This is a genomic window from Billgrantia saliphila, assembly GCF_002930105.1.
In the GTDB taxonomy this organism is placed as follows: Bacteria; Pseudomonadota; Gammaproteobacteria; order Pseudomonadales; family Halomonadaceae; genus Halomonas; species Halomonas saliphila.
Genome location: NZ_PJRN01000009.1, coordinates 105,793 through 132,388, shown reverse-complemented (window position 1 = coordinate 132,388; position 26,596 = coordinate 105,793). Strand labels below are relative to the sequence as shown.

16 protein-coding genes are annotated in these 26,596 nt (G+C 63.8%); 14 read left to right on the top strand and 2 right to left on the bottom strand.

Annotation, left to right across the window (positions count from 1 at the left end):
• The first annotated feature begins 7 nt into the window (after positions 1-7).
• The 4 genes from CYJ07_RS11965 to CYJ07_RS11950 all read left to right on the top strand — a co-directional run bounded on the left by CYJ07_RS11965 (position 8) and on the right by CYJ07_RS11950 (position 4,083).
• Positions 8-1,378, top strand: coding sequence for a malonyl-CoA decarboxylase (locus CYJ07_RS11965; protein WP_104203928.1), 1,371 nt, complete (start codon positions 8-10; stop codon positions 1,376-1,378).
• Positions 1,375-2,886 (top strand): malonate--CoA ligase, encoded by a 1,512-nt coding sequence (locus CYJ07_RS11960; protein WP_104203927.1) that lies wholly within the window; start codon positions 1,375-1,377, stop codon positions 2,884-2,886. The genes CYJ07_RS11965 and CYJ07_RS11960 overlap by 4 nt, the downstream gene beginning before the upstream one ends.
• A gap of 86 nt (positions 2,887-2,972) precedes the next feature.
• On the top strand, positions 2,973-3,377 hold the full coding sequence (locus CYJ07_RS11955; RefSeq protein ID WP_104203926.1) for a carboxymuconolactone decarboxylase family protein: 405 nt from the start codon (positions 2,973-2,975) through the stop codon (positions 3,375-3,377).
• Between the two features lie 103 nt (positions 3,378-3,480).
• Positions 3,481-4,083 (top strand): 2-hydroxychromene-2-carboxylate isomerase, encoded by a 603-nt coding sequence (locus tag CYJ07_RS11950; protein ID WP_104203925.1) that lies wholly within the window; start codon positions 3,481-3,483, stop codon positions 4,081-4,083.
• A 17-nt stretch (positions 4,084-4,100) separates the two neighbouring features.
• Here the strand turns inward: CYJ07_RS11950 and CYJ07_RS11945 are convergent, their stop codons facing one another.
• Positions 4,101-5,030 carry a DMT family transporter gene (locus tag CYJ07_RS11945; RefSeq protein ID WP_104203924.1) on the bottom strand — a complete coding sequence of 310 codons (930 nt, stop codon included), beginning with the start codon at positions 5,028-5,030 and terminating at the stop codon, positions 4,101-4,103.
• Positions 5,031-5,126: 96 nt separating this feature from the next.
• On the opposite strand from CYJ07_RS11945, the gene CYJ07_RS11940 reads away from it, so the two are divergent.
• On the top strand, positions 5,127-6,080 hold the full coding sequence (locus CYJ07_RS11940; protein ID WP_104203923.1) for a LysR substrate-binding domain-containing protein: 954 nt from the start codon (positions 5,127-5,129) through the stop codon (positions 6,078-6,080).
• 45 nt (positions 6,081-6,125) lie between these two features.
• Here CYJ07_RS11940 and CYJ07_RS11935 read toward each other — a convergent pair whose 3' ends face one another.
• The gene (locus tag CYJ07_RS11935; protein WP_231489622.1) at positions 6,126-7,070 is read right to left on the bottom strand and encodes an AraC family transcriptional regulator; all 945 of its coding nucleotides are present in this window, start codon (positions 7,068-7,070) and stop codon (positions 6,126-6,128) included.
• A gap of 243 nt (positions 7,071-7,313) precedes the next feature.
• On the opposite strand from CYJ07_RS11935, the gene CYJ07_RS11930 reads away from it, so the two are divergent.
• The 9 genes from CYJ07_RS11930 to CYJ07_RS11890 all read left to right on the top strand — a co-directional run bounded on the left by CYJ07_RS11930 (position 7,314) and on the right by CYJ07_RS11890 (position 26,442).
• Positions 7,314-8,033: an SDR family oxidoreductase gene (locus tag CYJ07_RS11930; protein ID WP_104203921.1), complete on the top strand. Its 720-nt coding sequence runs from the start codon at positions 7,314-7,316 to the stop codon at positions 8,031-8,033.
• A gap of 25 nt (positions 8,034-8,058) precedes the next feature.
• Positions 8,059-8,409, top strand: coding sequence for an Atu4866 domain-containing protein (locus CYJ07_RS11925; RefSeq protein ID WP_104203920.1), 351 nt, complete (start codon positions 8,059-8,061; stop codon positions 8,407-8,409).
• 52 nt (positions 8,410-8,461) lie between these two features.
• A complete protein-coding gene (locus CYJ07_RS11920; RefSeq protein WP_197038345.1) occupies positions 8,462-8,734 on the top strand; it encodes an EF-hand domain-containing protein in 273 nt (90 codons plus the stop codon).
• Positions 8,735-8,914: 180 nt separating this feature from the next.
• Positions 8,915-12,541: an exodeoxyribonuclease V subunit gamma gene (gene recC, locus CYJ07_RS11915; protein ID WP_104203919.1), complete on the top strand. Its 3,627-nt coding sequence runs from the start codon at positions 8,915-8,917 to the stop codon at positions 12,539-12,541.
• Positions 12,538-16,557: a UvrD-helicase domain-containing protein gene (locus CYJ07_RS11910; RefSeq protein WP_104203918.1), complete on the top strand. Its 4,020-nt coding sequence runs from the start codon at positions 12,538-12,540 to the stop codon at positions 16,555-16,557. Before recC ends, CYJ07_RS11910 begins: the two co-directional genes overlap by 4 nt.
• Positions 16,554-18,896: an exodeoxyribonuclease V subunit alpha gene (recD, locus tag CYJ07_RS11905; protein WP_104203917.1), complete on the top strand. Its 2,343-nt coding sequence runs from the start codon at positions 16,554-16,556 to the stop codon at positions 18,894-18,896. The genes CYJ07_RS11910 and recD overlap by 4 nt, the downstream gene beginning before the upstream one ends.
• Before the next feature lie 63 nt (positions 18,897-18,959).
• Positions 18,960-19,715 carry a phosphatase PAP2 family protein gene (locus tag CYJ07_RS11900; protein WP_104203916.1) on the top strand — a complete coding sequence of 252 codons (756 nt, stop codon included), beginning with the start codon at positions 18,960-18,962 and terminating at the stop codon, positions 19,713-19,715.
• A gap of 1,364 nt (positions 19,716-21,079) precedes the next feature.
• Positions 21,080-22,204 (top strand): hypothetical protein, encoded by a 1,125-nt coding sequence (locus CYJ07_RS11895; RefSeq protein WP_104203915.1) that lies wholly within the window; start codon positions 21,080-21,082, stop codon positions 22,202-22,204.
• 152 nt (positions 22,205-22,356) lie between these two features.
• Positions 22,357-26,442, top strand: coding sequence for a DEAD/DEAH box helicase (locus tag CYJ07_RS11890; protein WP_104203914.1), 4,086 nt, complete (start codon positions 22,357-22,359; stop codon positions 26,440-26,442).
• The last annotated feature ends 154 nt before the right edge of the window (positions 26,443-26,596 follow it).

Here is a 26,596-nt window from a genome sequence, read left to right as displayed (position 1 = left end):
GCGCGACATGAACATGACCTTCCTGCAGGAGCTGTTCAACAGCATCACCCAGCGCGACGCCAGGCTCTGGCGGCGCCAGGGCGATACGGCCACTCCCAATCACAGCCGAATGCTCGACGCTTGTCGGGCACTGCTCGAAAGCGACGGTGAGGCCTCGAGCATCAGCCTGGCGAGCCGCGCGCTCGCCATGTATCAGCGCCTGGACGAAGAGGAGCGCACGCGCTTCTTCGAGCGGCTGGCCAGCGACTTCGCCGCCGACCCCGCGCATATCGACGAAACCTATGCGATCTATCGCGAGCAGCGCGACAACGCCAGTCTGCAGATGCTGTTCGACGCTTGCGAGCCGCGTCGCCAGGAGCTGTTTCGCCGCCTCAACCTGGCCAGCAACGGCACCCACGCCTTGGTACGCATGCGCGAAGGGCTGCTTGAACGAATACGCGAACGGCCCCGCTCCGACACCCGCGAGCTCGGTGCCATCGACGCCGACTTCGCGCATCTGTTCGGCTCCTGGTTCAACCGCGGCTTCCTGGTGCTCAAGCGCATCGACTGGAACACACCGGCCTCGATCCTGGAGAAGATCATCCGCTACGAGGCGGTCCACGAGATCCGCGATTGGGATGACCTGCGCCGGCGGCTGGACGCCGTGGATCGACGCTGCTTCGCCTTCTTCCATCCGGCGATCGGCGACGAGCCGCTGATCTTCGTCGAGGTGGCCCTGCACAGGGGACTGCCGCAGCGCATCCAGCCTATCCTGGCCGGCGAGCACCGCGATATCGACGATCCCGAGTCCGCCGACGCCGCCGCCTTCTTCGGCATCAGCAACTGCCAGACCGGCCTGCGCGGCATCTCCTTCGGTAACTTCCTGATCAAGCAGGTGGTGCAGGAGCTCAAGCAGGAGCTGCCGCAGCTCAAGCACTTCGTCACGCTCTCGCCGGTCCCCGGGTTCGCCCACTGGCTCGCCGAGCGTCGCAACGACGAGGCGCTGCCCGACGAACTGCGCCAGATGTTGCACGAACTCGACGCGCCCGACTGGCACCTCGACCCGGCCCACAGCGAGCGCCTCAAGGCCGTGATCAAACCGCTGGCCGCGCGCTATCTGGTCGAGGAAAAGAACGCCGCCGGCCTGCCGCTCAACCCGGTGGCGCGCTTCCACCTGGGCAACGGCGCCGAGCTGCATCGCATCAACTGGTTGGGCGACACCTCGCCCAAGGGCTTGAAGCAGGCCGCCGGGCTCATGGTCAATTACCTCTATGTGCTCGACGACATCGAGCGCAACCACGAGAACTACACCGCCAATGCCACCGTGGTCTGCTCCGGCGAGGTCCGCGACCTCAATCGCCGCGCCAGGAAAATGGCCAAGGGAGAATTCGCCAAATGAACCTGTACGAAACCTTCACCGCGCGCATGCGCGATCGCGGCGATGCCGACTTCATCACCACCCGCGAGGGGCGTCGCTACCGCTACAGCGACGCCCGATCGGCCACCGCCCGCCTCGCCGGGGCGCTTATCGAGCTGGGCGTGGCTCCCGGCGACCGGGTTGCCGTGCAGGTCGAAAAGAGCCCCGAGGCGATTCTGCTCTATCTCGCCTGCCTGCGCGTGGGCGGGATTTATCTGCCTCTGAACACCGGCTACACCGCCGACGAGATCCGCTACTTCCTGTCCGACGCCGAGCCGGCGCTATTCGTCTGCCGCCCCACCGCCCTCGATGAAGCGCGCGAGGTGGCCCGTGAGACCGGTTGCCCGGCGGTGGAGACGCTGGGCACCGACGCCGACGGCAGCCTGATGGACACCGCCGAACGGGCCACCCCGCACGAGGCCATCGAACCGCGCGAAGACGACGACCTGGCGGCGATTCTTTATACCTCGGGCACCACCGGGCGCTCCAAGGGCGCCATGCTGACCCACCGCAACCTGGGCTCCAACGCAGAGACGCTGAAGGAGGCCTGGCGCTTCACCGCCGAGGATCGCTTGATCCACGCGCTGCCGATATTCCATACCCACGGGCTATTCGTCGGCTGCAACGTCACCCTGATGGCCGGCTCGAGCATGCTGTTCTTGCCCAGGTTCGATGCCGACGTGATCTTCGAGGAGATGCCGCACGGCACGGTGCTGATGGGCGTGCCCACCTTCTACACGCGCCTGGTCCAGGACGAGCGTCTCACGCCCGAGACCACCGCCAACATGCGCCTGTTCGTCTCCGGCTCGGCGCCGCTGACCGCCGAGACCCACCAGGCCTTCCAGGCCAGGACCGGTCACGCCATCCTCGAGCGCTACGGCATGACCGAGACCAACATGAACCTCTCCAATCCCTACGACGGCGAGCGCCGCGCCGGTACCGTGGGCATGCCGCTGCCGGGAGTGGAGTACCGCATTACCGACCGCGAGACCCACGAGTCGGTGCCCCGGGGAGAGATCGGCATGCTCGAGATCCGCGGCCCCAACGTCTTCATCGGCTACTGGCGCATGCCCGAGAAAACCCGCGAGGAGCTGCTCGACGACGGCTTCTTCGTCACCGGTGACCTGGCAATGGTCGACGAGAAGGGCTACGTGCATATCGTCGGCCGCGACAAGGACCTGGTGATCTCGGGGGGCTACAACGTCTACCCCAAGGAGGTCGAGCAGGTGATCGACGAACTGGAGGGCGTGGTGGAATCGGCGGTGATCGGCGTGCCGCACCCGGACTTCGGCGAGGGCGTCACCGCCGTGGTGGTCCCCGAACCGGACGCGGAACTCAGCGAACGCCAGGTGCTCGGCCATCTCCAGGATCGGCTGGCGAAGTACAAGCAGCCCAAGCGGGTTTTCTTCGCCGACTCCCTGCCGCGTAACACCATGGGTAAAGTGCAGAAGAACGAGCTGCGCAAGCGCTACCAGGACGCTTATCGCTGAACGCCCCCGGGGTGAGGATGCACAGCGGCTCTTGGCAAACCGCCCGGTTCGCCGCACATTGAATGGCCGAATGAGAGGAGTGTGCCATGACTTCGCCCCATGACCGTCTCGATCCGAACGGACTCGCCACGCGCCGCGAGGTGCTCGGCGACGCCTACGTCGACAATGCCCTGGCCCAGGCCGACGAGTTCGGCTGGCCGCTCCAGGAACTGGTGACGCGCAACTGCTGGAACGACATCTGGAACCGGCCGGGACTTGCGCGCCCCACCCGCAGCCTGATCAACGTCGGCATGCTGGTCGCGCTAAACCGCCCCCACGAACTCAAGGTGCACCTGCGCGGCGCGCTCAACAACGGCTGCAGCGAGGAGGAGATACGCGAGGTGCTGCTGCAGTGCGTGCCCTACTGCGGTTTCCCGGCCGCCATGGACGGCATGCGGATCGCCCGAGAGGTGATCGCCGCCTACCGCGAGGAGCAACAGGCCGGCGATTGAACCACTGGACCAGTCGCAACTTGGCGAGTCCGGCATCGTGGCGGACGCAGGGGTTTCCCCTGCGCACACCGTGGACGCAAGCACCACCAGCGAGGAGCAACGCATGCCCAAGCGCATCACCTATTACTGCAGTCTGGTATCGCCCTGGACCTACCTGGGTCACGCCCGGCTCGGCGAGATCGCCGCCCGCCACGGCGCCACGGTCGACTACGTGCCGATCACGGTAAGCGCGATCTTCCCCCGGACCGGCGGGCTGCCGCTCCCCAAGCGCGCACCCGAGCGCCAGGCATACCGCCTGGTGGAGCTGAGGCGCTGGCCGCGCCTGCTCGGTGTTCCGCTCAACGTGGAACCCAAGCACTTCCCCACCGACGACCGACCGGCGGCGCGCCTGGCGCTGACCGCCCAGGCCCGAGGGCACGATATCGCCGAACTGACGCTGGCCATACTGCGGGCCTGCTGGGCCGAGGAGCGAGACATTGCCGACCTCGCCACCCTAGGCGAGATCGCCGACGCCTGCGGCCTGGATGGCCGGGCGCTGCTGCAGGAAGCGGAAGCGGAGCCAGGGCAGCAGCGCCTCGACGCGGCCTGCGAGCAGGCCCTGGCGGCCGGCTGCTTCGGCGTCCCGTGGTACGACGTCGAAGGGGAACCGTTCTGGGGCCAGGACCGCCTCGAGCTGGTGGATAAGCACCTGGCCGGCGAGCTGTAAATCGGCGGAACGAGAACCTAGCGCGTCACCATCAGCAGTCCGGCCAGCAACGCAATGCCACCGGCGATGAAGTTCGTCGTCAACGGTTCGCCGAGCAGGGCGGCGCCGAACAGCACGCCGAATATCGGCGACAGAAACGAGAAGATGCCCAGCTGCGAGGCGAAGTAGCGACGCAGCAGCGAAAACCAGAGCAGCAGCGCGGCAAAGGAGATCACCAGTGTCTGGAAGGCGAGGCTGGCGATGACGGCGCCGGTCGCATGGATGCGACCGAGATCCCCCAGTAGCGTGGCGACGGGCAACAGCAGCAGGCCGGCGATAGCGAGCTGGTAGCACAATGTCTGGACCGGCGGCGCTTCGGAAAGCGACGAGCGTCGAATCACCAGCGTGGTCGCAGCCCAGGAGAGGCCCGCCAGTAGCCCCAGGGCATCGCCCAGCAGAATGGCACCGGCATTCTCGATACCGGTCGCCGGTGCCATTGCCGTGGCCATACCGGCAAAGGCCAGCCCAACCCCCGCCCATTGCCGCCTCGTCAGTTGCTCGCCTGGCACCCAGAGGTGCAACCCCAGTGCGGCGAACACCGGCGCGGTGTAGAGAAACACCGACATGTGCGATGCCAGCGTGTGATTCAGCCCCCACGCCACGAACACGAATTCCGCGGTAAACCCCAATCCCACCAATAACCCCGGCCCGAGACGAGCGCGGAAATCGGATAGCCGCAAGCCATGCCGGTAGGCCAAGGCCGCCACCAGCAGGGCCGCGATGGCCGAACGCAGGGCGATCTGCGCCAACGGCGAGATATCGGCGGCGACCGCCTTGATCGCGACCTGCTGAAGCCCGAGCGCCAGGCAGAACAGCACCATCAGGCCGCTCGCCTGCAAGTCGATGTGGCGGCGCGCGGTAATGCATTCCCCAGCCTCAGTTCGAGTCAATCGCCTGGTGTGCTCCATACCGCCTCCTTGACCGTGAATACCGCCAGTCAAGCAGTTGCCGTCGCACGCTCCAAACGATTACTCTGCCGCCCTAGGCTCAGGAAAACTCATGCTATGAAGATCGAGCGTCTCCCCCTGAACGCACTCCGGGCGTTTGCCGAAGCGGCACGAGAAGGAAGCTTCAAGGTCGCCGCCGTCCGCCTGGGCGTCACCCCCGGCGCGGTCAGCCGACAGATCAAGCAGCTCGAGGATAGGCTGGGGATTCCTCTCTTCGACCGGCACGCCAACGGCGTACGCCTGAACGAGGCCGGACGCCACCTGGCCGCCGACATCGACAGCGGCCTGGAGCGCATCGCCGCAGGGGTCACGGCCGCAAGGGAACGGGCACGCAGCGCCGCCACCCTGTCGCTGAGCGCCCCGCCCTCCTTCCTGCAGTTGTGGCTGCTGCCGCGTCTAGCGGATTTCGAAGCCTCGTCGGAGGGGCTCAGCATCTCCCTCGATGCCAGCCAATCGCTCACCATGCCCGCCTGGCAAGGCGACGGCGCGCGCTTGGCGATTCGCTACGGCCGAGGGCCCTGGTCGGGCGTGACGAGTCACCGCCTGTTCGCCGATGAGCTGTTCCCCGTCTGCGCCCCATCGCTGCTGCAACAGGGCCAGCCCCTGCGCGAACCCGCCGACCTGGCCGACCACACCCTGCTGGACGTCGGCTGGGAATCGCGACAGGGGATCGCCTTTCCCGGCTGGAGGGAATGGCTCGAGGCCGCCGGCGTCGGCGACAGGGTCGCCCCGCCGCAGCGTCGCTATTCGCTGTTCGGCCTGGCCCTGGATCAGGCCATCGCCGGGCGCGGCGTCATGCTCGCCAACCACCCCATCGCGATGGATCGATTGAAGAGCGGTATCCTCGTGCGCCCCTTCGGCGAACGCTACGTTCTCGCCTCGCCCATGACCTACGACCTGCTGGTGCCCGCCACCGGTGACGCGCCGCCCGCGGTCGGCCGCTTCATCGACTGGCTGCTGGCCGAAGCGGCGGCCTTCGACAGGGAGACGCTCGGCGACAGAGCGGACTAAGCCACTTCTCATCGTGAAATTGACGAGTTCGAAGCGAAGGGCTCCTCAATGCGTCAGCGCCAGCCCCGCCACCTGTGTCGGGGGCAGCAGCGCCAGCGTGGCTTTCATTTCACGCACCTCCTCACCGGGAGGCCGTCCGAAGAAGCGCTTGAACTCGCGGCTGAACTGGGAAGGGCTCTCGTAACCCACCCTGGCGGCGGCCGCCGCTGCGGGCAAGCCATCACGGATCATCATGATCCGGGCCTGGTGCAGCCGCGTCGACTTGATGTACTGCAGTGGCGACGTCTGCGTCACCGCCTTGAAGTGCACATGGAAGACCGCGGCACTCATGCCGACTTCGCTGGCCAGGCGCCCCACCTCCAGGGGCTCGGCATAATCCACGTGGATGCGGTGAAGCGCCTTGGCGATCCTGCCGAATTGCCCTTGATGGGCAAGCGCCGCGCGCACGCTTCCGCCCTGCTCGCCGACCAGTACGCGGTAGCAGATCTCCCGCACGATCCCCGGCGCCAGCACCTGCGCCTCCAGGGGCGAGGCCAACGCCTCGAGCAGTCTCAGCGTGGCGTCGGCCATGGGCGCACCGAGCGGAGTGGAAAGCATACCTCTAGGCGGCGCCGCCGAGCGTGCATCCGCCTGGTCCAGCATGAAGACCAGGTCCGCCACCACGGCCATGTCGAGGCGAATGGAAATGGCCAGCATCGGCTCCTCGGGGCTGGCCTCGGTTTCCGACGTAAACGGGAGCGGCACCGACAGCACGAGATAGTGGAGGGCATCGTAGAGATACACTTCACCGCCCAGATAGCCTCGCTTGCGCCCTTGGCACACGATCACGATGCATGGCTCATACAGCACCGGCGTATGTTTCATGGGGCGATTCGAGCGCAGGAAGCGCACCCCATCCAGCAAGGATTGGGTGTAGCCCTCATGCGGCGCGAGCCGATACAGCCGCTCGACCATTCGCTCGTGAGGAAAGCCAGGAGGCGATGCAGACATGCCGAAAGCCCTTTCATTTCATGATGGATTCATCTTTAGGCAACAATATCTAACATAGAACCCTCCAAATAAAGCCCACCAATAGAATTAGGCAATATTTCGATAGGAATGGCTCTGTCGGCATTCCCGGCGCCTCCGTAGGCTTGTTTCAACGACGCTCTTGCTCATGGTCTCGCTCAAGGATCGATCATCCGAGCCCTGCGAGAGGGTCGTCACAAGCCACCCAAACGGAGTCCTTCTCTCATGAGCAAAGTCATTCTTCTCACCGGCGCCAGCAGCGGCATTGGCGAAGCCACCGCCCGGTTGCTGGCAAGTCACGGACATCGACTGGTCATCGGCGCTCGCCGCACCGACAGGCTGGAGACGCTGGCGCAAGCCATTCGCGCCGAGGGCGGCACCGTGGACACCCGTGCGCTGGACGTCACGCAGCGGAAAGACGTGCAGGCCTTCGCCGATGCCGCACTGGAGATCCACGGCCGCATCGACGTCATCATCAACAATGCCGGCGTCATGCCGCTCTCCCCCCTGGCCTCGCTCAAGGTCGACGAATGGGACCGCATGATCGACGTCAACATCCGCGGCGTGCTGCACGGCATCGCCGCCGTACTACCCACCATGCATGCCCAGGGCAGCGGGCAAGTGATCAACATCTCCTCCATCGGCGGCCTCTACGTGGTGCCCACCGGCGCCGTCTACTGCGCGACCAAATACGCCGTGCGCGCCATTTCCGACGGGCTGCGTCAGGAGAACGACAAGCTTCGCGTCACCTGCGTCTATCCCGGTGTCGTGGAGTCGGAACTGGCCGACACCATCACCGATCCCAGCGCCGCTGAAGCGATGCAAGCCTATCGCCAGATCGCGCTCAAGCCCGACGCCATTGCCGCGGCCATCGCCCATGTCATCGCCCAGCCCGACGACGTGGATACCAGCGAGATCGTGGTTCGCCCCACCGCCAGCGCATGAGCCCGGCCGCTGCCGAGGAAACCCGATGACCGTACCTACCACCCAATCCAGATCCACGCTTCTGGGCCTGGCCCTGGCTACCGCCGCAGCGCTTCCCCTGCTGGGGAAGGCGGCAACCGCAACCGGAGACGTCACCATGGCAGACCACCCCTATGTCGGCATGTGGGTCACCGACGATGGCCATATACGTCACGAACTACTGCCGAACAACCGCTATGACGAAGCCCGCGGCGAGCGCGTGAGCGCTTATCAAGGCCGCTACCGAGTGACCGGCAACACCATCGAGTACTGGGACGACACGGGCTTCACCGCCGACGGTGAATTCATCGACGGCGTGCTCCATCACGCCGGCATGGTGCTACGGCGGGAAGAGTAGCGCTCGCCGGCCTGGAGAATTTCCCACCCCTTTCAATGAAGGAAAAGACACGATGAAAACTCTGAAAAGCGCACTGCTCCTTGCACTGGCCCTTGCCTCGGGCGTCACCCTGGCCGAACAGGGCGAAGGCCCCCTGGCTCTGCCGCACCTCGCCTCCTCTAACACAGCCGGCCAGGACAGCTTCGATCGGCTGGATGTGAATGGCGATGGCTATATCTCACTAGAGGAGGACCAGGCGGGGAGACTGCCAGGAATCTTCTTGTTCATGGATCGAAACCATGACGACCTGATCTCCCGTCAGGAGTTCCACTTCCGTCCGCGCTGATAATTCGGCATCGCACAATGCAAATGCAGGCAAGCAATAGCTTTTTCAGCCTGCACATTGATAAGGGGGCCTGGGGCCCCCTTCGTCGTTTCTGGCTCCCAGCAGCGCTGGCCGAAGGTAGAGGAACGGCGCGACCTAGGGCACCATGGGAGTCTGCCGCCGCCGTTCCAAGGACATCCCATGCCGTTTGCCGCCACGCCCCTCACCCCCGGCTTCATGGTCGTTCACGGCAACCGCCTGGAGGACCTGCGCGGCGTGGCGGTGGAGTGGATGAAGCGCCATCCGCTCGCGCCACTCGAGAACGAGACGATCCTGGTGCAGAGCAACGGCATCGGCCAGTGGATGAAGCTGGCGCTGGCCGCCGACGAAGCCGACGGCGGCAGCGGCATCGCTGCCGCGCTGGACGTCACCCTACCGGCGCGCTTTCTGTGGCAGGCCTACCGCGCGGTACTCAACCACGTGGAAGACGACCCCAATGCGGTGCCGGCTACCTCGCCCTTCGACAAGTCGCACCTGATCTGGCGGCTGCTGCGCCTGCTGCCGGAACTGATGCCGCGAGAGGAATTCGCCCCGCTGCGCCGTTTCTTGGAGGGCGACACCGATCTGCGCAAGCACCACCAGCTCGCCGAGCGCCTGGCCGACCTGTTCGACCAGTACCAGGTCTACCGCGCCGACTGGCTCGACGCCTGGGGCCGCGGCGAGGACGTGCTGATCTCCGCCCGCGGCCAGGCCAGCCCGCTTGACGACACCCAGCGCTGGCAGCCCGCCCTCTGGCGGGCGCTGATCGAAGACGTAGGCGACGACGGCGTGACCTCCAGCCGCGCCATGGTGCACCGCCGCTTCCTCGATGCCGCTCGCGAACTCAACTGCGACAACCGCCCCGCCGGCCTGCCGCGCCGGGTAATGGTGTTTGGCATCTCCTCGCTGCCACAGCAGTCGCTGGAAGCGCTCGCCGCCATTGCCCGCTGCAGCCAGGTGGTGCTGTGCGTACACAACCCTTGCCAGCACTACTGGGCCGACATCATCGAGCACAAGGACCTGCTCCGCGCCGAGCGCTACCGGCAGCGGCGCAAGGAGGGCATGCCGGCCCAGCTCGACGTGCTCGGCGTTGGCGACGCCGGTGGGGAAGGAGCGGTGAGCCTTCACCTGCACGCCCAGCCGCTGCTCGCCGCCTGGGGCAAGCAGGGCCGCGACTACCTACGCCTGCTCGACGAGCACGACGACGCGCAGCAATACGAGCGCCTGTTCGCCGCCGACTCGCTGCGCATCGACCTGTTCGAGCCCTTCGTGCGCGAGGGCGACGGCTGCCTGCTGCAGCAGTTGCAGGACGACATTCGCGAGCTGCGCCCGCTGCACGAGACCCGCGAGACCTGGCCGGCGGTGGACCCCAACCACGACGACTCCATCGTCTTCCACGCCGCCCACAGCCCCCAGCGCGAGGTAGAGATACTGCACGACCAGCTGCTCGCCGCCTTCAGTGCCGACCCCGACCTCAGGCCCCGCGACGTGATCGTGATGGTGCCGGACATCGACCACTACGCACCCCACGTGCAAGCGGTTTTCGGACAGCTCGAGCGCGACGACCCGCGCTACATCCCCTTCACGCTCTCCGACCAGGGCAGACGCCACCGCCTGCCGCTGCTGATCGCGCTGGAGAAACTGCTACGCCTGCCGGAGCTGCGCCTCTCGGTGAGCGACCTGCTCGACCTGATCGACGTGCCCGCCCTGCGCGCACGCTTCGGCATCGAGGAAGACGACGTACCCACCCTGCGCCGCTGGATCGAGGGCGCCGGCATCCGCTGGGGGCTCAACGCCAGCCAGCGCGGCAGCCTCGACCTGCCACAGGGCATGGAGCAGAACACCTGGGCCTTCGGCCTGCGCCGGCTGCTGCTGGGCTACGCCGTGGGCGAAGCCGCCAGCGGGCCGTGGCAGTGCATCGAGCCTTTCGACGACATCGGCGGCCTGGAAGCGGCACTGGCCGGGCCATTGGCTGCGCTGCTGGAAACCCTGGAGCAGCAGTGGCGCACCCTGCGCGAGCCCAACGACGTGGCCGGCTGGGTGCAGCGCCTGCGCGCCCTGTTGGAAGCCAGTTTTCTCGCCGACGCCCCCGAAGACAGCCTGATGCTGGCCCAGCTTGAACAGACGCTGCAGGAGTGGCAGGAGAGCGCCGAGGAGGCCGGGCTGACACGTCCGCTGCCGCTCTCCGTGGTGCGCGAACACTGGCTGGGGCAGATCGACGAGTCGAGCCTGTCGCAGCGTTTCATGGCCGGCGCGGTGAACTTCGCCACCCTGATGCCGATGCGCGCCATCCCCTTCAAGCGCGTCTGCCTGCTAGGCATGAACGACGGCGACTACCCGCGCAGCCACCCGCCGATGGACTTCGACCTGATGAACGGCGACTACCGCCCCGGCGACCGCTCGCGCCGCGAGGACGACCGCTACCTGTTTCTGGAAGCGCTACTCTCCGCCCGCGAGCAGCTCTACGTGAGCTGGGTGGGACGCAGCATCGTCGACAACGCCGAGAAGCCGCCCTCGGTGCTGGTCGGCCAGCTGCGCGACCATCTCAAGGCCGGCTGGCACACGACTGACGGCAGCGACCTGCTCGAAGCCCTCACTACCGAGCACCCGCTGCAACCGTTCAGCCGCACTTACTTCCCCACCGCTGCACAGCAGGCCGAGCGAGACGTGGCCGCCCGGCGCCTGTTCACCTATGCGCATGAGTGGCATGAGGTGCATGGCGAAGCGACGGCGGAAGCAGCGCCCCTCGACTTGGAGCCATACACGCAGGACACGCCGCTGACGCTGGCCCAGCTCGGCAATTTTCTGCGCGACCCGGCCAAGGCCTTCTTCACCACCCGCCTCAAGGTCTTCCTCGAGCGCGAGGACATCGTCAGCCTCGATCACGAACCCTTCGACCTGGACGGCCTCGCCAACTGGCAACTGCAGGACCTGCTGATTCGCGAGCAGCGCCGCGCCGTGGACGAAGGCCAAGACCGCATGCCCGCCATGCTCGATTCCCTCGACCGTCTGCAGGGCCAAGGTGTGCTGGCCATGGGCGCCTTCGGTGAGCGCATGCGCGAGCAGCTCACCGAACCGATGGAATCGCTGTTCGAAGCCTACGAAGAAGCCCTGGAAACGTGGCCCCATGCCATCGAAGAGCCCGAGCCGGTGCAGCTCAGCGTGCTCGGCGCGCCCCCCTTGGAAGATTGGCTCGACGAGCTGCGCCTGAGCGAATCAGGCGAGCGCTGCCGCCTGGTGCTCACCAGCAGTAGCCTGGTAAAGAAAGGCAAGTACCGCTGGTCGCATATTCTGCGCCATTGGGTCGCGCACCTGGCCGGGCACCTGAACGACAGGCCCATGACCACACTGCTTCTCTCGAAGGCCGGCCACGTGACGTTGCCGCCCCTCGACCCGGAAGCGGCTCGTGGGCACCTGCGCGAGATCGTCCGCACCTGGCAGGCCGGCATGCAGGTGCCGCTACCGCTGGCCTGCGATACCGCCTTCGTCTGGCTGAGCAAGCTGGGAACGCCGGAGAGTGAGCGCGACAGCGACGCCTGGCGCGCCGCCGCCAGCGCCTACAACGGCGATGACTTCAACGCCGGTGAAGCGGGCCGCAATGCCTACCTCGCCCACCGCTGGCCGAGTTTCACTGCGCTATATGAAGCCCGCCAGGACAAACTCGGCTTCGCCGAACTCACCGATCGCCTGCTCGCCCCGGTGCACCTCGCCGTGAAAGGCGACAAGAAAGAAGAAAAAAACAAAGAGGGAAGAGGGAAGAAGGAAGAGAAAGGGGGAATGCAAAAATGAGCGAGGTCGCGCAGCTAGACCCATTGGCGTTTCCGCTTCACGGCAGTCGCCTGATCGAGGCCAGCGCCGGCACCGGCAAGACCTTCACCATCGCCCTGCTCTACGTGCGCCTTGTGCTAGGCGCCCGCTCGGAATCCGACGACGCCGCCTTCGAACGCCCGCTCACGCCGCCGGAAATTCTCGTCGTCACCTTCACCAACGCCGCCACCCAGGAACTGCGCGAGCGCATCCGCGCGCGGCTCGTCGAGGCGGCTAATGTTTTCCTTCAACCAGCCAGCGGAGATGCTGAGCATGCCGACGGGGCACCGGGGACAGGCCGTAGCGAGGGTCTTTTTCCAGGGAAGGAAAAAGTAGCGCCCAGGGATGGGCTCACAGCGCCCTCGCCGAGGCCTGTCGACGGACCAGCCCCGACGCCACAAGATCCGCTGCTCCTGGCCCTCCGCGACCAATACGACCCCGCCACCTGGCCCGCCTGCGCCCGGCGCCTGCAGCTCGCCGCCGAATGGATGGACGAGGCCGCCGTCTCCACCATCCACAGCTGGTGCTACCGCATGCTGCGCGAGCACGCCTTCGACAGCGGTAGCCTCTTCTCGCTCGACCTGGAAAACGACCAGACCGAGCTGGAACTCGAGGTGGTGCGCGACTACTGGCGCAGCTTCTACTACCCGCTGAACACCGACGAACTGGCCAGCGTGGTACGCCACTGGAGCACGCCCGAGCAGCTGCACCAGGCGGTGCGCGGGCTGATGCCCGAAGCCGAGGCGCTCAACAAGGGCGCCCCGCCCCCGGCCGAGACGGTCGCCAACGCTCAACGGGAAACCGCCGAGCGCCTGGCCCAGCTCAAGGCGCCGTGGTCGGTCTGGATCGACGAGTGCGAGGCGCTGTTCGAAGAGGCCGCCCAGCAGAAAGCTTTCAAGGGCCAGAGCTTCAATGCGAGGAGCCGCGCCACCTGGCTCGGTGCCCTGCGCGAGTGGTGCCAGTGCGACGCCATATGGCCCGGCCTGACCGAGGCCGCCTGGAAGCGCCTCACGCCCCAGGGCATGGCCGAGATCTGGCTCAAGGGCGAGCCACCGAACCACCCCGCCCTGGCCGCATTGGAAGCGCTGCAGGACGAGCTTCACGCCCTGCCCGATCCCTACGCCGACCTGCTCACCCACGCCGTGCATTGGTGCCGCGCGCGGCTCGACCGCGAGCAGGAACGCCGCGCCGAGATGGGCCCCAACGAGCTGCTCACGCACCTCGACCGGGCGCTCACCGGCCCCAATTGCGAGGCGCTGGGCGCGCAGATCCGCCGCCAGTTCCCCGTCGCCCTGGTCGACGAATTCCAGGACACCGACCCGGTGCAGTACCGCATCTTCGACTGCGTGTACCGCATCCGCGAGAACCGCCGCGAGTGTGGAGTCTTCCTGATCGGCGACCCCAAGCAGGCGATCTACGCCTTCCGCGGCGCCGACATCCATACCTACCTGCGCGCCCGCCGCGACACCCAAGGCCGACACGTCACCCTGGGCACCAACTTCCGTTCCAGCAGCGAGATGGTCGAGTCGGTCAACCGCTGCTTCGAATTCGCCGAGGCGCACCCGCCCGGCGCCTTCCTGTTCAAGGAAGCCGACGGCAGCAATCCGGTTCCCTTCCATCGCGTAGGAGCCAAAGGGCGCAAGGACTCACTCACCCGGCAGGGCAAGCCGCTGCCGGCCATGACCCTATGGCAGCTCGAAAGCGACGAGCCGCTCTCCAAGACCGCCTACCACGGCGAGATGGCCGAGCGCTGCGCCTCCGTCATGGTGGAGCTGCTCAACGAGGGCCAGCGCGGAAGTACCGGTTTCCAGAACGAACAGGGCGAATTACAGCCGCTCAAGCCCTCGGATATGGCGGTGCTGGTCAATGGCCTGGGCGAGGCGCGGGCGATCCGCCAGGCGCTGGCCCGGCGCGGCGTGAAGAGCGTCTACCTCTCCGACAAGGACAAGGTGTTCGCCTCGCCGGTCGCCGCCCAGCTCGACGCCTGGCTGCGCGCCTGCGCCGAACCCGAGGACGACAGGCTGCTGCGCACCGCCCTGGCCTCCACGGTGCTGGGGCTCGATATCGCCACGCTGGATCGCTTGAATGAGGACGAACTGGCCTGGGAAAGCCGCGTGCTGCAGTTCCGCGACTACCACCGGCTGTGGCAGCGCCAAGGCGTGTTGCCGCTGGTGCGCAAGATCATCCACGACTTCGAGGTCGCCACGCGGCTCTTAAATAGCGGGCCTGCCCACGAATCGTCGAACGGGATGAAGCGCAAGGCGCTCGGCGCACAGGAAGCGAGACATAACGTGGGGTTAGGCGAGCTTACGAGCACCGAGCAACGCAGCGATTCGCCTGTGCAGACATTCGTAGATGGTGAGAGAGTGCTTACCGACCTGCTGCACCTAGGCGAATTATTGCAACACGCCAGCCAGGAGCTCGACGGCGAACACGCGCTGATCCGCTTTCTCGCCGAATCCATCGCCCACCCCGAAGGCCAGGGCGACACCCACAAGCTGCGCCTGGAGAGCGACGCCGACCTGGTACAGGTCATCACCATTCACAAGTCCAAGGGACTGGAGTACCCGCTGGTGTTCCTGCCCTTCATCTGCAGCCACCGCCCGACGAAGAAGGACGACTCGCCGCTGCGCTGGCATGACGCCGAGGGCCGGCTGCGCATCAGCCTGGAAGCCGACGAGGAGACCCTGGCCACCGTCGACCGCGAGCGCCTGGGCGAAGACCTGCGCAAGCTCTACGTGGCGTTGACCCGCTCGCGCCACGCCACCTGGCTCGGCATGGCGCCGCTCAAGGGCGGCGAAGGCAGCGCCATCGGCCAACTGCTGGCCAACGGCGACTTGCTCGGGCCGACCGGGTTCAGTGAAGCACTCAAGCGCCTGAAGGGCGACTGCGCAGCCATCGAGATCGCCCCGGCGCCACCGGCCCACGCCCAGACCGTCACCCAGACAGAGCGCGACGACGCCCTGGGCGAAGCACGCACACCCACGCGCCCCGCCCGTGAGCACTGGTGGATCGCCAGTTACTCGGCGCTGCGCCTCTCGGGAGACATGGTAAGCGCCCCAGTAAGGGCTGACTTACCACCGAGCCCGCATGAAAGCGAAGCGCAGCGAAACGGTGGCCTGCCGGAACCGGCCACCGCCATGGAGGCCACCGCGCTGGAAGTGATCGAGGAACCCCGCGACAGCGGCCAGAGTGAACCAGTGCCCTCCTTGCACCGTTTTCCGAGAGGCCCAGGTCCCGGTACGTTCCTCCATGGGATTTTAGAGTGGTCCGGCGAGCACGGCTTCGCCCGCGTGGCCCGCGACCCCGCCCTGCGCGAGGAGACCCTGGCCCGGCGCTGCCAGGTGCGCGGCTGGCAGCCGTGGCTGAATACCCTGCATGCCTGGTTCGGCACCCTGCTCGCCGCTCCGCTGCCGCTACCCAATGACGCGGGCAGTCTCACGCTCGAAACGCTGACGAGTTATCAGGTGGAGATGGAGTTCTGGTTCGCCTCACGCCAGGTCGACACCCGCCGGCTAGACGCCCTCGTAAGTGCTTACACACTCCCCAGCCCAGAGAACAACGCAGGTGCCAGCCTTCCGCGCCCCGCGCTGGATGCCGACACCCTCAACGGCATGCTCAAGGGCTTTATCGATCTGGTGTTCGAGCACGAAGGGCGCTACTACGTGGCTGACTGGAAATCGAACCACCTGGGGCCGGACGATAGCGCCTACAGCCCCGAGGCGATGCGCGAGGCGGTGGCCGAGAAACGCTACGACCTGCAGTACGCGCTCTACCTGCTGGCCCTGCACCGGCTGCTCAAGGCGCGCCTGCCGGAGTACGACTACGACCGCCACATCGGCGGCTCGCTCACCGTATTCCTGCGCGGCGCCAATGCCGAGAGCCGCGGCGTCCACGCCGAGCGCCCCCCGCGGGAGCTGATCGAAGCGCTGGATGCCCTGTTCCAGGGCGACACCCAAGCGGCAGGCACCCGCAACATGACGGAGGCGCCGGCATGAGCAAGCGCAGCAAGCACCACGACGACGCCACCCCGGACCTGTTCGCCGATCTTGGTGAGGAAGCAGACGCTAGCAACGAAGCAGGCCTTAGCGACGCACCAGGCAAGAGCGAACCCGCCAGGCCGGAACTGCCCCTGGCCGCGCTTCACGACACCCAAGCGCTTTTCGCCCTGCTCGACCGCTGGGTGGAGCGCGGCTGGTTGCGCGCGCTGGACCGGGCACTGGCCAGCTTCTTCCAGCGCGAGGTGAACGACGCCCCTCCCCTGCTGCTGCTCGCCGCTGCCCTTGCCAGCCATCAGCTCGGCCGCGGCCATGTGTGTCTCGATCTCGCCCAGACCCTGGCCGCCCCCGACCTGGCGCTCTCGCTGCCGCCGGAAGGCGACGACCTCAGCGACCCGCCGCCGCTGCCCAGCGACCTGCTGGCCGAACTCGACCTCGCCACCTGGCAAGCCGCCCTGAACCACCCTGCCCTAGTGGCGGACGGCAACACGCTCCTGGCCGGAAACACCCCGCTGGTGCGCAGCGAACGCGATGGCAACGTGCGGCTCTACCTGCGCCGCTACTGGCAGTACGAGCAGGACATTCGCGGGCTGATCGGCGCCCGGATTGCTTTCGCCACTGAGGCGCCCTCCCAGGCAGAAGCCGATACCGCCACCCTGGCCCGAGCGCTGGCCGCATTGTTTCCCCAAAGCCATGACCTCGACTGGCAGCAGGCCGCCTGTGCACTCGCCAGCCGCTCGCGCTTCGCGGTGATCACCGGCGGCCCCGGCACCGGCAAGACCACCACCGTGGTCAAGCTGCTCGCGCTGCTGCAGGCGCTGGCCCTGGGTGAACCCGCCCAGGCCGGCTCCAGCGCCCCGCGCCCGCTGCGCATTCGCCTAGCCGCTCCCACCGGCAAGGCCGCCGCACGCCTCAACGAATCCATCGCCAAGCAGGTAAAGGGGCTTTCGCTGGTGGAACTGGCCGCCGCCGTGGGCCAACAGGGTGTGGATATCTCAACTTTGCGCGACAGCATTCCCACCGAGGTGACCACGCTGCATAGGCTGCTGGGCTCACGCCCGGATACCCGCCACTTTCGCCACCACGCCGGCAACCCACTGGCGCTGGACGCCCTGGTGATCGACGAAGCCTCGATGGTGGATATCGAAATGATGGCCGCCGTGCTCACCGCCCTGCCGCCCAGGGCGCGGCTGCTCCTGCTCGGCGACAAGGACCAGCTCGCCTCGGTGGAGGCCGGCGCCGTGCTCGGCGACCTGTGCCAGCGCGCCGAAGGCGGCCACTACACCCCGGCCATCTGCGACTGGCTGGAACGGGTGACCGGCACGCCAATTCCCCAACAGTACCGGGACGAAGCGGGCCAGCCGCTGGACCAGGCCATCGCCATGCTGCGAGTAAGCCACCGCTTCGATGCGGCAAGCGGCATCGGCCAGCTCGCCGAGGCGGTAAACCGCCCGCTCGGACCCGATCATGGGCAGAAAGAGAAGAAGCGCGCCGTGCGCGAGATCTTCCAGCAGGGCTTCGCCGACATCGCCCGCCTCGCCCTGGCGGACGCCGACGACCCGGCGCTGGATCGCCTGGTGGTGAACGGCAACCCGGCCGGCTTCGCCAATAGCGGCGAAGACCGCCACGACCGCCGCGGCGAGCCCATCGCCCCGCCGGTTGGCTACGGCCATTACCTGGAAGTGTTGAAGGCAGCGCGCCCCGCACAGCCCTTCTTCGGCGAAGGCGAAGCCCGCCAACCCTATGACGACTGGGCCCGCCAGGTGCTCGCCGCCCACGGCCACTTTCAGTTGCTGTGCGCGCTAAGGAAAGGCCCCTGGGGCATACAAGGCTTGAACCCACGCATCGGCCGCGCGCTGCGCCGCGCCGGCTGGCTCAAGGCCAGCGACCTGGAGCTGGAACAGGGTTGGTTCGAAGGTCGCCCGGTGCTCGTTACCCGCAACGACTACGGCCTGGGGTTGATGAACGGCGATATCGGCATCACCCTCGCCGTGCCCGAGGCCCGCAGCGCAACCGAATCGCCCGACCGCACCCTGCTACGCGTCGCTTTTCCCGCCAGCGACGGCAGCGGCAACATCAAGTGGGTGTTGCCCAGCCGCCTGCAGGCGGTGGAAACCGTATTCGCCATGACGGTACACAAATCCCAGGGCTCGGAATTCACCCACACCGCCCTGCTGCTTCCCGACGCCCCCAACCCCATCCTCACCCGGGAGCTGGTCTACACCGGCATCACCCGCGCGCGGGACTGGCTGACGCTGGTTGAAACTGGCCGCGGGATGCTGGATGAGGCGGTGACAAGGGAGGTAGTGAGGGTGAGTGGGTTGGGGAGGTTGCAATAACGCAGCCACACCAGGGCTGTCTGAAAGGCGTCGCGTGTCGTTATCAAAGCAAGGGAGTTGCAAATGAAGCACTACAGAAAAATCGAACATGTGAGACGCCACGGACTTTCCCTGCTGGCTCGGCTCGGCCGCTACGAGTTGGCAATGCTGCTGTGTGTCTCGGTACTTTCCGGCGGGGTCTGGGGGTTCATCGAGCTGGCCGATGCCGTCATCGAGGGAGAGACCCAGAGCATCGATGAGACCCTGCTGCTCTCCCTGCGCAATCCTGCCGATCACACTGATCCGCTCGGCCCGGGCTGGGTCGAGGAAATGGGGCGAGACTTTACCGCGCTCGGTGGTGTCGGCGTGCTGGTAGTGATCACACTGGGTGCCCTGGGCTACCTGCTACTCGCCCGGCACCATCGTGCGGCACTCTTTGCCTCGGTCGCGGTGCCCGGCGGCATGCTGCTCAGCACGTTGATGAAGATGGGCTTCGATCGCCCTCGGCCCGACCTCGTGCCGCATGAAGCCATGGTCTACACCGCGAGCTTCCCCAGCGGCCACTCGATGATGTCTGCCGTTACCTACCTCACCCTGGCCGCCCTGCTCATCCGTGTACAGCCAGCGCTGAGGCTAAAGGCCTACCTGCTGATACTGGCGATCCTGCTCACTCTGCTGGTGGGCATGAGCCGTGTCTACCTCGGCGTGCATTGGCCAACGGATGTACTTGCCGGCTGGACAGCCGGAGCGGCCTGGGCCGCGCTGTGCTGGCTGGTGATGCGCTGGTTGCAACGGCGCGGGCAGGTAGAGACAGAGGAGAGCAGCCCGGGCACCGAGTAGGTGCTCAAGCGATGGTAGCGGCAACATCAAGGGGTCTTCGGCTCCCAACGCCACCAACCTCATCCTCACGCGGGAGCTGGTATACACCAGCATCACCCGCGCAGGGGACTGGCTCACGCTGGTAGAGACGGGCCGTGGGATGCGGGATAAGGCAGTGACGAGGGAGGTGGTTAGGGTGAGTGGGTTGGGGAGATTGCATTGAATAACAACGTTATTTTCGGGATGCTCTCTTCTTAAAAAACCCATCACCCTGATGACTAGTACCACCCCAAAGGTTAAGATGATTAAATTCGTATTCACAGCTGGGACAGCTTTCATGTGGAACTGATCTTCCCCGCCTTGTAGAACTACAATGCCCCCTATAGGCTGGGCTTGGGTGCAAACCTTCTTGAAGCGAGTAAATTTCAGTGAGTGAGTCCAACATTTTGGAGAATGCCTCGGCCTCCACACCGCCAAGAAAAGCCCGAATATCTATTCCATCAGTTTCACTCGCCGAAGCTGATGAAATTCCAGTCGACACACTCGTCCGTTTTGCTATGCGTGATGGGCGTCGGCCAAGGCCGATATACACTGCACACAAATGGTTTGCACGACGCCTCCCATCGGTGTTTCGCAGTCTTCTTATCGGCGTGACCAATGCCCCTGGGTCAGATTTCGACTCGCTCTATTATGGAGAGGCTGACCTTCGCAGCGCTACGGTTCTAGACCCTTTTGTCGGAGGAGGCACCTCTGTCTTTGAAGCTTCCCGCCTCGGCGCGACTGCCTATGGATGCGATGTTGACCCAGTAGCCTGCGCCGTAAGCCAGCTCGAACTAGATGCAGCCGGAATGCCAGATCTGCAGCCAGCGCTCAAGACACTCATGAGCCGGGTCGGTGAACAAGTGACGTTATTTCATAGGTCGGGAAGTGATCTAGTATTACACCACTTCTGGGTGCAGCATGTTAACTGTACATATTGTGAGACTGAATTCGATGCCCATCCGAGCTACATTCTTTCAGACGACGGACAAACCCGTTATGCAATCTGTTCACAGTGCGACGAGGTAGCTGTACTACCGTCTGAAACCACCGAGTTCGACTGCAAATGTTGCGGGGCTCACACTGTGTGTGACGCCGGACACGGCAAGAGTGGACGTGCAATCTGTCCAGGATGCGGACATGTAGAACCTCTTATCGAGCTCGGGCGCCGGGGGGGAGCGCCCCAATGGCGCCTATTCGCGGTTGAGACAGTCTGTAGGACCAAGGACCGGCGTATCGTTCCAATTTCAGAGCGGACACTACGCCGCGCGACGGATGAAGACCGGCAACAGTACGAGGCTGCGTCCGACGCCCTTAAACAGGGTTTGTCCGACGGAACGCTAGAGTTGCCTGAGGATATCATTGAGGCGGAAGGCTGGTCGGATAACCGGCTCGTCTCTTACGGTTACCGGCGCTGGACTGATCTTTTTAACGATCGCCAGCTTCTACATCTTGCGCTGCTCATGAAGGAAATCCGTACGCTGGAAGAACCGGTGCGCTCAGCGATTTCCATGGCGTTTAGTGACCATCTTACTACCAACTGCATGATGGCCTCCTACGCACACGGGTGGCGGCGGCTGACCCCACTCTTCTCGCTGAGAGCGTTCCGCCACATTCAGCGGCCAGTGGAATTAAATCCTTGGATCGAACGCACCGGTCGCGGGAGCTTCCCTAACACGGTCCGGAAGCTCGAGCAAGCTGCGGCCTACGCGCGATCTCCTAAGGAGCCGGCAGGTGAAGGTAAGTTCGTATCGGTCGACCCGGTTTTGGCGAAGCGAAAGGGGGCAATTCACCTTGGCAGTGCTCGAAGACTCGCCTTCCTGGAAAATGCATCTGTCGACATCGTAATGACAGATCCACCTTATTTCGACAACATAGCTTATTCAGAGCTGGCGCAGTTTTTTGCTCCCTGGCTCAAGGCCCTCGGCATCATCGGGAGTCTAGCCCGCGTACAGATTATGGGCGAGAGTCTAGTTGCGCACAAGAATCACTCCGGTAGCGTCCGGAAATTCATATCTGGGCTCGGGCAGGCTTTTCAGGAAGTAGCGCGCGTTCTCCGTCCAAGGGGAATTGTGGTGTTCAGCTATAGGCATACTGAAGCACTTGCATGGCTCGCGCTTGCCGAGGCAATTGCAACGACAGATCTCTACGTCACCCGCGTTTTACCGATGCCGGGCGAAGTGGGGATGGGTCTCCATGGCCAAGGAAAGCGTGGTTTGTGGGATGCCATCTTCATCCTCCGCCATGGGCGCAAGGATCCAATCACAAAGCTTACTATCTCTCCTCACGACATCGAGGATGCTGGTCAAGCTGTGGCCGAATGGCGCGAGAGATACGGCCAGCTGGCGATTCCCTTCAACGAAATCGATGTAACCGCCCTGAAAAGGGCATTTCTTGTCGGCAGGGCACTTCCGAAGAGGAAGAGAAGCAATCTAAAAGAAGCCATGCTCCTTGAGGTCGCTTTGAGCTGATTATACAAAATTTAAATTGGAAGGTGGCGCCAGTGCCGTACTTGAGCAAACGAGTTGTAAGCAATTACTTTCGCACTGGCTGTGCTCGTCAGCTTGCGCTACTCCTTTATCCTCACAACAAGACCTACGAGCCAGAGCGAAGCAAGCTCGGCATGCCACCCAAAGCGGTAGTGAGAACTGGCCTTAACGCTCTCACCGAGGAAGGAAATCGCTGGGAGCAGGAAAAGCTCCAAGATCTCGAGGTAACCTTCGGCAGCAACTCCGTAGTCGGTGCCAAGACGAGAGCTGGGTTCCAAGATCAGAAGCTGATTGATGTTATGCTAAAAGCTCTGCCGGGCACATTTCTGGTCCGCCCAGCCTTCGAGGTTGGGCAGAGTTTCAAAGCCGCCATGAGCATCAACGTTATGGCCTCGACGTATGATCTTACCTTCGGCAAGCTCATTCCCGACCTCATCCAAGTGCTTGCACCTAAAGATGTCGGCCGCATCGTAGAGGCCGACGGCTCCGTACACGATCCCGACGGCCGTATTGGTCTGCGTGTAATTGACATAAAAATGACAGCAGAGCCGAGCGCTTCCTATTTCGCCGAGATCACCTACTACTCGCTGGCACTGGCGGGATGGTTACATGACCATAGCCTCACCGATCGCTACGCAGTGGTGGCTGAGGCGGCAATCTGGCCTGGTTCGCATGAGGCGTCAGCAATCGTGCGATTGCAGGCGACGAAGCGTGACGCCGCCGCCATTCCCACTACTGACGAACTCCGCTACGCGCTAGCGGAGGATATCGAAACGCTTGAGATTGACGTGTTCTCGCCCCGGCTACGACACTTCTTTGGCGTGGAACTGCGCGACGTTTTGGCGACGCCGTGGCACACTCTGGACTATCACGTCGGCACTGCCTGCAGCGGCTGCGAGTATCTGGGGTACAGTTGGAATCCCTCCGTGGTCCCAGATCCCGATCACTGTATACCGCGTGCGGCGGCCGATGGACATTTGAGCTCGATCGCCTTCCTACCGAAGGGGGCGCGCCGTGCGCTTGGCGACATCATGCTTACCACGGCCCAATCTCTAGCTACACTGACTTCCGATCACGCAGCGTTCGACTGCCACCCCAAGCTCCGAGCCACAAGGACTGTAGTTGCGGGGCGGGCACAGGCACTGGCAGGCGGCGTCAGCAGCATTCCAAGTGGCTCCGGCACCTCTGCCGTCATCCCTAGCTGGTCGGACCTCAGCCTCTTTCTCTCAGCTGACTTCGATTTGGGCAGTGGCCTGACGCTCGCCTTCGGCATCGGTGGCTTCTCGTACATTAACGGTCAGAGCGAAAAAGTAGATTCTCAGGTCTTTGTCAACGACACACGCAGCCCTCAGACCGAGACACGCGAGCTCCTCAATTTTCTCACATATATCGACAAGGCACTGGCGGACGCGACCAAGGCAGACCCTAGAGCAACTGTCCAAATCTACATCTGGGATAGCGTCACCTATGAGCACATCATCCGTGTCATCGGGCGCAATTTGCAGCACGTGCTCGCAGACGGCAGCCTCAAGAAGCTCGCCTGGCTGTTCCCAGCCGAGGAGATCATTGAGAACGCGAAGATCCGATCTGCAAACGCCCCGATCACGATCGTGCGGAACGCCATCCAGGCACTCGTAGCTGCACCAATCCCTCACTACTATTCGCTGCTGCAGCTAGCACGGCACTATAGGCCTACTGCGAAGCCCGGCGCGAAGCTAAACGACTTCCACGTTCCAACCATATTCGAGGATCCACTCTCGGATCAGGTACCGTCCGAACGCGCACACGAGATCTGGACCAGAATGGGAAGTCCTAGGCCATGGAGCCAGCAAGTTGGACAGCTCCGATCAACTGTTACGACGAAGCTCTGGGCGACCTCGTCCATTGTCCGTCGGCTCCGCGATGACCTGAAGGGTATGCTGCGGAGCCGCGCCCCAAAAATTTCTGACATCAAAGCGCCATCGATGCTCCGCGGCGTGAGCGCTGACGGACAAATCTGGTACGCATTCGCCCGACTGAACGCACAGGTTGCGGCCCTTGAGCACAACATTTCTATGGCCACGCCGGTTCATGAGAGAGAGGCTCGCTATCTTGCAGCACGCCTTGAGATAGAACTCACCGGAGCTGCGCTCATAGAAGCAGAGGCGTTGCTCGGCATTCCGATGCGTCCCGGAGTGCGAATCTACCGGCTGGGATCCAATTCACGCGAGGCGAAGTTCGAGCCCGGTGATTTTCTCTGTGCAATATCACCTGCATCGATGGCTGACTTCCATACCAAGCAGGTGCGAGACTTAACTGGGGGGATTTCACTGCCAACTAATTTCCCTTCGTGGATTGGTGAGTTTGGAAACGCCACGACATTGACCGGAACCCAACTATTGGCAATCGACCGAGAGCACTTGCTGGTTGCGATTTCATTCGACCTACGAGTCGACGCATTCCTTCGGAAGATCGAGCCAACTCTAGATCTCACTCGGGATGTCGTTTTGGACAAGCAGGTGCGGGACTTCCTCACCGGCAGGTTGAAAACCACGCTCAAGGCGATCGGTAACCCACCGCTCGCAATCAGCGCTGGCTCATCCACCGCAACGGTTATTGGCAAGGCCGCTCCAAAGTCCGCAAGCGCGCATGTGCCCGTGGCTGATGTGCTGTGGGACACGGCGATGCAATCGCAGACCCCTACTGGACGGAATGGGTCCGTAATTCAGGCAGCACTGGAAGCACAAGGTATCGAGCTAAACGCAAGCCAGTGGGAGGCTCTTCACGAAGCAGTGGAGAAGCGCCTCGCGCTGATTTGGGGGCCTCCTGGAACTGGTAAGTCACAGACGCTTCGCGCGATCCTGCTCGGCTTGCTCCTCGACGCCAACGCGACAGGCAAACCTATACGCATACTGGTAACGAGCAACACTTACGATGCTACCGACAACATTGTGCTCCGAACATTCGAACGCATCCATCAGCTCGGCGAGGCTATAACCGGAAAGGTGCGGCTCGCTCGGCTCCGCTCAGATGCGAAAGAAGATGCACCTGGACTCTCTGCTGGCATTAATCTTCTCAACGACTCGAAAACTCCAGCTATTCGCGAATTACACGACATGCTTAACTCTGGCGCCACAAGCGTCATAGTGTCAGCCCCTCCACAACAGGTGACTAAGTTTTCGAGTATCAAGGGGAACGCTGCCGAACAAATCTTCGACGTAGTCCTGATCGACGAAGCTTCTCAGATGGACATGGCGAACGCGGTTCTTGCCTTAGCTCCCATCGCGAGCGGCGGATCAACTATCATCGTTGGCGATCCAAAACAGCTTCCTCCGATCCAACAGGTCGACGCGCCGGCCGGCTTCGAGACGCTAGTGGGGTCAGTTTACGACTTCGTGGCCAATCGAAGGGGGATCCTCTCGAAGGATCTACTAAAGAACTATCGCTCAAACGATATGATCGTTGGCTTTAGCCGCTTCGCCGGCTATCCCGCGAGCCTTTCGGCAAAATACCCCGATCTGCGGATAGGAACCAATACTCCGTTCCCACTAACATGTCCGACGGATTGGCCGGCTCAGCTCAGTTTCAGTGGAGAATTGGCGAGGCTTCTTGATCCATCTCAACCGATTTGTTCGTTCGTATATCCAGAGGGTCGAAGCAGTCAGTGGAATGAATTCGAGGCTCAGACCGTAGCAGCACTGCTATGGCTGCTGCGCAGCCATTTGAACTCGAGCCTCGACAATGATCCTGATGCAAGCGCGACTGGACTTCACAGCGCGGAGAGCTTCTGGAGTAGTGGAGTAGGCGTGGTTACACCGCATCGCGCCCATAAAGCACTTGTGGTCTCCAAGCTGAAAGCAATCTTCGGGCCATTCGGAGACAACAGCCAACTGATCCGCGATGCCGTTAATACTGTTGAGCGTTTCCAGGGGCAGCAGCGCGACGTAATTATTGCGAGCTATGCTCTGGGCGATCCCGACGCCATTGCAGACGAGGATGAGTTCCTACTATCGCTCAATCGATTTAATGTTATGTCATCACGCCCTCGGGCCAAGCTGATAGTCCTTGCCAGCCAAGAAGTCATAAATCACCTTCCATCTGATATCGAAGTAATGCGAGATTCGCGCCTACTAAAATATTTCGCTGAAACTTTCTTAGACCAACATACTGACATGAAGATTCCCTTTAAAGAGAATAATTTGGAGGTGGTGCGAGCTGGCTCCTTTCGCTACAAGCAGTGAGGGGACAAGCGAGTAGCCCCTGATTCCCCATGCTCCCAGACGCAGGGAGCGTAGCTTATCTTGGCTTTCTCATGCCTTCTGAAACGCAAGCTAGCGCAACTGCAACTGCAACTGCAACTGCAACTGCAACTGCAACTGCAACTAGAGGCTGCCC

Bases quoted from the DNA above. Each gene is read 5' to 3' on its own strand.
- CYJ07_RS11900 (WP_104203916.1), top strand. From the start codon at position 18,960: ATGAAGCACTACAGAAAAATCGAACATGTGAGACGCCACGGACTTTCC.
- CYJ07_RS11960 (WP_104203927.1), top strand. From the start codon at position 1,375: ATGAACCTGTACGAAACCTTCACCGCGCGCATGCGCGATCGCGGCGAT.
- CYJ07_RS11935 (WP_231489622.1), bottom strand. From the start codon at position 7,070: ATGTCTGCATCGCCTCCTGGCTTTCCTCACGAGCGAATGGTCGAGCGG.
- CYJ07_RS11940 (WP_104203923.1), top strand. From the start codon at position 5,127: ATGAAGATCGAGCGTCTCCCCCTGAACGCACTCCGGGCGTTTGCCGAA.
- recD (WP_104203917.1), top strand. From the start codon at position 16,554: ATGAGCAAGCGCAGCAAGCACCACGACGACGCCACCCCGGACCTGTTC.
- recC (WP_104203919.1), top strand. From the start codon at position 8,915: ATGCCGTTTGCCGCCACGCCCCTCACCCCCGGCTTCATGGTCGTTCAC.
- CYJ07_RS11925 (WP_104203920.1), top strand. From the start codon at position 8,059: ATGACCGTACCTACCACCCAATCCAGATCCACGCTTCTGGGCCTGGCC.
- CYJ07_RS11965 (WP_104203928.1), top strand. From the start codon at position 8: ATGAACATGACCTTCCTGCAGGAGCTGTTCAACAGCATCACCCAGCGC.
- CYJ07_RS11945 (WP_104203924.1), bottom strand. From the start codon at position 5,030: ATGGAGCACACCAGGCGATTGACTCGAACTGAGGCTGGGGAATGCATT.
- CYJ07_RS11920 (WP_197038345.1), top strand. From the start codon at position 8,462: ATGAAAACTCTGAAAAGCGCACTGCTCCTTGCACTGGCCCTTGCCTCG.
- CYJ07_RS11910 (WP_104203918.1), top strand. From the start codon at position 12,538: ATGAGCGAGGTCGCGCAGCTAGACCCATTGGCGTTTCCGCTTCACGGC.
- CYJ07_RS11890 (WP_104203914.1), top strand. From the start codon at position 22,357: ATGCCACCCAAAGCGGTAGTGAGAACTGGCCTTAACGCTCTCACCGAG.
- CYJ07_RS11955 (WP_104203926.1), top strand. From the start codon at position 2,973: ATGACTTCGCCCCATGACCGTCTCGATCCGAACGGACTCGCCACGCGC.
- CYJ07_RS11950 (WP_104203925.1), top strand. From the start codon at position 3,481: ATGCCCAAGCGCATCACCTATTACTGCAGTCTGGTATCGCCCTGGACC.
- CYJ07_RS11930 (WP_104203921.1), top strand. From the start codon at position 7,314: ATGAGCAAAGTCATTCTTCTCACCGGCGCCAGCAGCGGCATTGGCGAA.